This window comes from Clostridium tarantellae (assembly GCF_009295725.1).
GTDB lineage: Bacteria > Bacillota > Clostridia > Clostridiales > Clostridiaceae > Sarcina > Sarcina tarantellae.
This window is the reverse complement of sequence record NZ_WHJC01000159.1, coordinates 1-7,733: the sequence shown is the minus strand read 5'-3', so window position 1 is coordinate 7,733 and position 7,733 is coordinate 1. Positions and strand designations below refer to the sequence as shown.

Below are 7,733 nucleotides of genomic sequence, written 5' to 3'. Positions count from 1 at the left end.
CATAATCTTTCTGTAAAAGACCGTTTTTGTTAGGGTCTATATTTTCATGCACAAATTTAAATCAAAATATTGGTTTTTTTAAAAGTTATCCACAATTTTTTAAATCTTAATTTCACAATCGCCTAATTTATGAATGTTCATAAATATAATGCCCTATACTTAAATAAATTATAATAAAATATATTAAAATAATCTATTTTTTTCTTAAACTAAATGTTGATAAATAAGGAACTGGATTTGTACCATCTCCATAAAATTTAATAGTATTAGCCCCTGAATTTAATGCCACTGGAATAGTAACCTTACCATTAACATTTGGAGGAAGTAAATAATCATCAATTTTTGAATCATTAACATCTATTGCTAATGGTAAAGATATTGCAAAAATATTTTTATATTGTAGTAATAAATTGTAATTTCCAGTTGTTGTGCTTTTAACAGTAACAGTGGATGAACCATTTTCAGCTCCTCCTAAGTTAACAGTAAATGAAGCTAAATCTTTTGTTGCCATTACTGCACCATTTTCTAGTATACCACTAGCTACATTATAGGTTCCAGCCATAGCTACTGGTGCAGTAGAAATTAATTTAAATTTACCCAAATAAGGTGCTGGGTTTATTCCATTACCTAAAAATTCAATAGTATTTTTATTAATAGAATTTACCTCAATAGGTAAAGTAAATGTTAATGCATTATCTGAATCAAAATCTGTAGTTTTACTAGTATTATACACCATTCCTGTATCAAAATTATTTACTTTAACTCTAAAACTTCTATCTGCATCTCCTGATAAATAATTTATTACTAAATTATATCTTCCTTTTTCTACTTGTCCAATATCTACTGAAACACGCCCCATATTTCTTCCACCTATATCTTTTATAAAGTTAGTAGCTTCATCTTTCATGGCTTTGTTTTTTAAAATTCCTGTAGCAGTATCAAATTCTGGTATAGATGCAGTAACTGGATAAAGAGAAAAATAAGCTAAACTTGGAGCTGGCTCTTTATTTTCCCCATAAAATCTAAGTTTATTTATTTCTTCTTTTAGCGGTACTACAAAAGAAATTACACTTGGATAAGCATTTTTTAATAAATATGGAACAGTGCCTTTTTCTTCATTAACATCAATCATTAATGACTGTTCTTTAACACCACTATTTTTATAAGTTAATGATATAATATACAATCCTTCAACTTTAACTTTAAAAATTGCTGTAGTTGCTCCATCAAGTTCTCCTCCTATATTAGTAACATATCCTTTTAGCATTCCAGTTCCAAAAGTTGCTCCTCCCTCTAAGCGACCTGCTACACTATAAGTTCCTGGTGGTGTTGGTGGTGGCATAGTAGTAAAAGTAAAAAGTTCTAAATCAGGAGCTGGTATAGTACCGTTTCCTGAAAATACAATTTTATTTAAACTTCCCATTTTTAAATCAACAGGTAATGTAAATACAGATGCATTTTCAACTGTATCATCTTCAGTCTTTGGTAAAGTAAATGGTCCTAGGTTAGTATTATTAACAGTTATTTTTAATTGACTATCTTCTTCATTTACATCTAAATATTTAATAGACAACATATATTTTTCAGTTTCCGGAGAATTTATATTATCAAAGGTTGACATTCCTTTATTTATGCCTCCAAGTTTAGTGACAAATCCTGTTTTTTCATTTACTATTGCTCCATTAGTAAGAATACCTTTAGCTACATTATAAATTCCTATTGGTTTCATAAGAGATCCTGGAATTATGACAGCAACTCCAACTATGTGAGGAGCTAAATTTTTACCATCTCCATGTAATGTTATAATATTTTCCGTCTCTTCTAAATCTAATGGTATTGTATAAGTTGCTGGATCTGAAGAACCAAAAGTTCTTGGTAAAACATAAACAGTTCCTGTATTTACTCCATTTATATCTATTTTAATACCTTTTTTTCCATCACCTGACATATAATCAATTAACATATTATATTTTCCTGGATCTGAAACATTCAAAGGAAATTTTATATACCCATCTGCTGGGCCTCCTATATTATATAATACAGTATATGCTCCACCTCCTATTTTCCCATCTAATCCCATATAATTAAAGACTGGCATTCTAATATTTGTTTCTGTACTCATAATTTTATATTCATATCTTTCTAGTGCCATTATAAAATCCTCCTTAATTAAACCCTTCTCTATATTACAATATTTAAATTAAGTTATTTTTGCTACTACTTTTAAAAATTTAAAGATAGCTATAAATAAAAAAGCTGTGCTACTAAACAATTAGTACACAACTTCTTTTAAAATAAATATACACTAAAAATTAATTAAGATTTTATTTTCATAATTTAAAACTCTATTTAAATTTCACACTTAATTTGATAACTATTTTGTTATGTTTAGTTTATTTTTTTAAACAATGCATATAATCATCTGCTTTATAACCCTCTATTACGTAAGATTGTCCTTTTGAACAAAAAATAGAACTTGAAGTATATTCCCTGTCCTTATCTTTGTTATATTCTATTTCCTTAATAATCTCTTCAGTATTATGACAAATATCATATCCAATAAAATTTAAATTTATAATTCCTTTTCCTCCTGTAAAACTTAATAATTCCATACTATAATTCATAAATTTAACTACTGGTCCATATCCTTTAATTTTCACCTTATTACCTACAATTTTAGGTTCCTCAAAAATTCCTTTTAATTTTTGAATATCAGATAAAACTTTTCCTATATGTTCAATATTAGCTTCTATCTTAAAAGAGTAATATGGTTCTAATAATATATTTTCAACTTTTTCTAATCCTTGTCTTAAAGCTCTAAAAGTTGCTTCTCTAAAATCTCCACCACTAGTATGCTTATTATGAGCACGCCCTGTAATTAAAGTAACTTTTAAATCTGTTATTGTAGATCCTGTTAATATTCCTTTATGTTGTTTTTCAAATAAATGATTCTTAATTAAATTTTGATATCCTATAGATAACTCATCTACATGGCAATTATTATTAAAAATTACTCCTCTACCTCTATCTAAAGGCTCTAACTTTAAATGCACTTCTGCATAATGTTTTAATGGTTCAAAATGACCACATCCAAAACTTTTTTCTTTAATAGTTTCTTTATAAATAATTTTACATTGCCCAAAATTCACAATTAATTTAAATCTATTTTGTATTATAGTTTTTAAAATTTCTAATTGTATAGGCCCCATTATATGAACTTGTATTTCTTCTGTTTCTTCAATCCACTCTATATTTAAAGAAGGATCTTCACATTCTAAAATTTTAAAAATTTTTAATATTTCTTTAACATTTAAGTTTTTATCAAATATAACCTTGGACTTCATAGTAGGTACTAAAATATACTTCTCTCCATTATTTAAAGACCCTAATTCTATACCTGCTTTAGTTTTTGATAAACCTGTCACAGCAAAAACCATCCCTGCTTCAACTTTATCTAAAGTTATATATTTCTCTCCATTATATAATCTTATTTCATTTACTTTTTCATAAATTTCTTTTTCTTCACTTAAATAAGGTATTTCATCCTTTACTTTTAATATTCCCTTTAAAGCCTTTATATAAGTTAATCTATTACCTGAATTATCATATTTTATCTTATAAACTTTACCTTTAAAATTATCATCTTTAAAATATTCAGTTGAAGTTATGTAATCAAAAGTATTAAAAAAATCTAGTATTTTAATATCTTGTAATGCTGATCCATAAAAACAAGGAAAAACTTTACGTTGTTTAATCAAATTTTTAAACTGTTCTATCCAAAGATCTTTTTCATATTGTTCTAATAAATATTTTTCTAAAAGCATATCATCATTTTCTGCAATAAACTCTATTAATTCTTTGCTTAATTCACTATCTCTAAAATTATTATTAATTAAAAATACTTTATCATCAAAGTTTTCTTTAATACTTTTTAAAACTTTTTCTATATCTGCTCCAATCCTATCTGTTTTATTTATAAATAAAACAGTAGGAATTTTATTTTTCTCTAGCAAATTCCAAATAGTCTCAGTATGACCTTGAATTCCTTCAACTGCACTTATTACAATAATTGCATAATCTAATATTTGAATAGCTCTTTCCATTTCACTAGAAAAATCTACATGACCTGGAGTATCAATTAAGTAATACTTTGATTCATTAAAATTAAATGTAGCAATTTCTGAGAATATAGTAATTCCTCTTTCTTTTTCAATTATATTATTATCAAAAAAAGAAGTTTTGTGATCAACCCTGCCTCTATTTTTAATACTATTTGAGTAATAAAGTAATTGTTCTGATAAAGTTGTTTTTCCGGCATCTACATGAGCTAAAATTCCTATTGTTTTCTTCATATATTTTCTCCATTAATTTATTTTTTCATAATTTTTAATTCTAAAAAAAAAGTTAAAAGAGCTGCTAATGATATTCCTACGCTATAAAATGAATTAGTTGATTTATATACAAAAAAATCTTTCAAAAAAAATGCCCATACTATTATAGTTAATAAATGTATTATAATTTTTATAGGCTGTTTTTTTATAAATTTAATAAAATCTTTATTTTTATTTAGTTTATTATTTTTATTCATATTAATCCTCCAATAATTTAAATTGGTTAATAATTAAATTTTTTATTTAACTTCTATTTTTCATATTTATATCATTCATTATAAAAGTAATTAGTATAATTTTCAATAATTCTTAAATTACTATAAAAATAGAGCATAAAAATTTATTTTATGCTCTATTTTTATATACTAATTTTTAATATAAAAATTTATTTTTTTGTATGATACGCTATGCCAATAGCTCCAGGTCCTACATGTGCTCCTATTACTGGTCCAATTGAAATCACTTCAACTGTAGTATTAATATCAATTTTTTCTTTTATTCTCTCTGCAAGTTTAATACCTTCTTCTTCACAATTAATATGATGCACTATTACTTTTCCTAATCCTTTTTCTTTCAAATCTTGTAAAAAGATAGATAATATTTTTTCTATTGCTTTACTTTTTGTTCTTACTTTTTCTAATACTGATGTTTTTCCATCTAAAACAGTAAGAATAGGTACTATTTTTAAAACTTTTCCCACTAAAGCTCCTGCTGAACCTATTCGACCTCCCATTTTTAAATAATCTAAAGTTTCTGGAGTAAATAAAAATTTACTCTTAGTTTTTATATCTTCACATACATTAACTACTTCCTCTAAACTAGCTCCATACATAGCTTTTTCTGCTGCTTCTAAAACAGCTAGTCCCATTTGCATACAATTAGAACGTGAATCTATAATAGCTATTTTTCTTTCAGGATATTTTTCTAAAAGAACTTCCTTTATTAAATGAGCACTAGAAAATGTTCCGCTCATTTCTGATGAAATAAATACAGCTACTACATCATCTCCATTTTTTAAATTTTTTTCAAATTTATTAGTTATTTCATCTAATGATGGCTGAGATGATTTGGGAAATTTATTATTTTTTTTCATTAATTCATAAAATTCTTCATTACTTATATGAACTTCCTTTATACTATTATTAGCTAAAGTAATATTTAATGATATAACTGAAATATCATACTTTTTTAATAAAGAATCAGGTATATATGCTGTGCTATCTGTTAATACCTTTACACCCATCTTGTACCTCCTATTTTTACTTCTAGAAAAATATTATACCATTTATCTATTCTTTTCTCATAAACAAATTTTTCAAAGTATTTAAAATAAAAAGAAAAAATAATTTTATCCAATTATTAACAGTCAATATAATATGTTATTCATATTATATATTAAATAATTTTTTATTTACTTGGAGGTTTATTAAATGAACTCTTTATTACAAAATACAATTATTGATATAAGCCATAATCATTATGATATTTTTTTAAATAAAGATAATGTTATAGGAATTGGGTTAGGAAATAAAGTTAAAAATGGAATAGATACTGGAGAAACTTGTATTCATGTTTTAGTAAGTAAAAAAATACCTACTAATGATTTAAATCCTTCTCAAAAAATTCCTGAAACTTATTTAGGAATTAAAACTGATGTTATAGAAGCTGGAATTGTAAAACCATTTGGATTAACAGATAAAGTAAGACCTTTAATTTGTGGGTATAGCATTAGTCCTGCTAACACTAATTATGCTGGTACTGCTGGTGCTATAGTAGAAGATAAGGAAAAAAATCGTTACATTCTTAGTAATAATCATGTACTAGCTAATAAAAATACCATGCCCATTGGTACTCCTATTCTTCAACCAGGTGTATTAGATGGTTCAAATTCTGCTAGTAATATAGTAGCTTACTTACACAAGTTTGTAGTAGTTAATTTTCCAAATTCTAATTCAAAGCCACCTAATAACTATACTGATTGTGCCATTGCACTAATAAAACCTAATATAGATTATTCACCTTTAATTAATACTATTGGTGCAGTAAAAGGAATTGGTGATGTTAGTGTAGGTATGGGAGTAAAAAAAAGTGGAAGAACTTCTGGTTATTCTACTGGTAAAATAAGTAGTACTAACGTTTCTATTATAGTAGATTTTGGAAATGGTACTGATCCACTATTTAAAGAACAAATTGTAACTACTTCTATTGCATCTCCTGGTGATTCTGGTAGCTTAGTAGTTGATAATTATAATTATGCTGTTGGATTATTAATGAGTGGTTCTAACCAAATAACAGTTTGTAATCCTATAAAAAGAGTGTTAACTTTTTTAAATGTAAATTTAGTTACTTCTTAATATATACTATTTTCTTATAAAAAAACTATATATTTTAAAGGTTGATCAATATATTTCAATATTATATGATCAACCTTCAATTACAGTTTTTATTAAGTTTTTTATGTTAATTCACTCCAGCATAACTACCTATGTCCTCTATAGTTTCATTAATTTCTATATTTTCACAAGTATATTTTTCTTGTTTAAATTTATTATTAAACTTAATAATATTATTTAATATTGTACCTGTAAGAGTTACTGCTAAAAATGCTAAGATTCCTTTTGCTATACCAAATGTTAAAGCTCCACATATAATTACTAATAAGTCTGCACATAATAATGCTATAGCAATATTAATTTTAGAATATTTATTTAAAATTTTTGCTAATATTTCTGTACCACCTGTAGATGCATTGTTAGATATTAGTAAAAATAATCCACAAGACATTACACTAGCTCCTCCTATTACTGATAATAATAAATTATTAGTTAAAGCATTTCCATTTAAAAAATTACCTATTATATCAATAGATATTGATAAAATCATACTTGCATAAATAGTTTTAAACCCAAAATCTCTATCTATGATAGCAAAAGCTCCTATTAGTAAAATTCCATTTCCAATAAAATTAATTGCTGATACTGAAAATGATGGTATATAATTGTTAATTACAAGCGCTAATCCCGTCAAACCACCAGCAGCAATATTATTAGATAAATAAAAACTTTGTAATCCAAAAGCTATAATTATAACACCCATAGTAATAAAAGCATATTCTTTTATTAATTTTAATTTTTTTTCTCTCATAAGTGCTCTCATCCCCCATATAATATATAATTTGTCAACTTTATTTAAATATTCATATTTTTTCTAAGCAAATAAAATCATATCAGATTTTAATAACATTTAAAAGCTTGAAAAAAATATTTATTTATTTTACATATATATCCTACTTCAGTTTAATATTTTAAAATTTCATACGAACTTTTTTTAATAATTTAATAA

At 25.2% G+C, this 7,733-nt stretch carries 6 protein-coding genes; 1 reads left to right on the top strand and 5 read right to left on the bottom strand.

Features of this window, described 5'->3' with window-relative positions:
* Positions 1-193: 193 nt before the first annotated feature.
* From GBZ86_RS10255 to GBZ86_RS10240, 4 genes are all read right to left on the bottom strand, one after another.
* Complete coding sequence (locus tag GBZ86_RS10255; RefSeq protein WP_152890360.1) at positions 194-2,152, bottom strand: carbohydrate-binding protein; 1,959 nt, start codon at positions 2,150-2,152, stop codon at positions 194-196.
* Between the two features lie 241 nt (positions 2,153-2,393).
* Positions 2,394-4,352, bottom strand: a complete 1,959-nt coding sequence (locus GBZ86_RS10250) for a GTP-binding protein (RefSeq protein WP_152890358.1) — start codon at positions 4,350-4,352, stop codon at positions 2,394-2,396.
* A 17-nt stretch (positions 4,353-4,369) separates the two neighbouring features.
* A complete protein-coding gene (locus GBZ86_RS10245) occupies positions 4,370-4,588 on the bottom strand; it encodes a hypothetical protein (RefSeq protein WP_152890356.1) in 219 nt (72 codons plus the stop codon).
* Between the two features lie 188 nt (positions 4,589-4,776).
* Complete coding sequence (locus GBZ86_RS10240; RefSeq protein WP_152890354.1) at positions 4,777-5,634, bottom strand: DegV family protein; 858 nt, start codon at positions 5,632-5,634, stop codon at positions 4,777-4,779.
* Between the two features lie 187 nt (positions 5,635-5,821).
* Between GBZ86_RS10240 and GBZ86_RS10235 the strand changes: the two genes are divergently transcribed.
* A complete protein-coding gene (locus tag GBZ86_RS10235) occupies positions 5,822-6,745 on the top strand; it encodes a trypsin-like serine protease (protein WP_152890352.1) in 924 nt (307 codons plus the stop codon).
* 106 nt (positions 6,746-6,851) lie between these two features.
* On the opposite strand, the gene GBZ86_RS10230 is transcribed toward GBZ86_RS10235, so the two are convergent.
* Positions 6,852-7,535 (bottom strand): YitT family protein, encoded by a 684-nt coding sequence (locus GBZ86_RS10230; protein ID WP_152890350.1) that lies wholly within the window; start codon positions 7,533-7,535, stop codon positions 6,852-6,854.
* Positions 7,536-7,733: the final 198 nt, after the last annotated feature.

What these genes read in the sequence shown, in the direction of transcription:
- GBZ86_RS10255 (WP_152890360.1), bottom strand. Translation starts at nt 2,152, where the DNA reads ATGGCACTAGAAAGATATGAATATAAAATTATGAGTACAGAAACAAAT.
- GBZ86_RS10235 (WP_152890352.1), top strand. Translation starts at nt 5,822, where the DNA reads ATGAACTCTTTATTACAAAATACAATTATTGATATAAGCCATAATCAT.
- GBZ86_RS10245 (WP_152890356.1), bottom strand. Translation starts at nt 4,588, where the DNA reads ATGAATAAAAATAATAAACTAAATAAAAATAAAGATTTTATTAAATTT.
- GBZ86_RS10250 (WP_152890358.1), bottom strand. Translation starts at nt 4,352, where the DNA reads ATGAAGAAAACAATAGGAATTTTAGCTCATGTAGATGCCGGAAAAACA.
- GBZ86_RS10230 (WP_152890350.1), bottom strand. Translation starts at nt 7,535, where the DNA reads ATGAGAGAAAAAAAATTAAAATTAATAAAAGAATATGCTTTTATTACT.
- GBZ86_RS10240 (WP_152890354.1), bottom strand. Translation starts at nt 5,634, where the DNA reads ATGGGTGTAAAGGTATTAACAGATAGCACAGCATATATACCTGATTCT.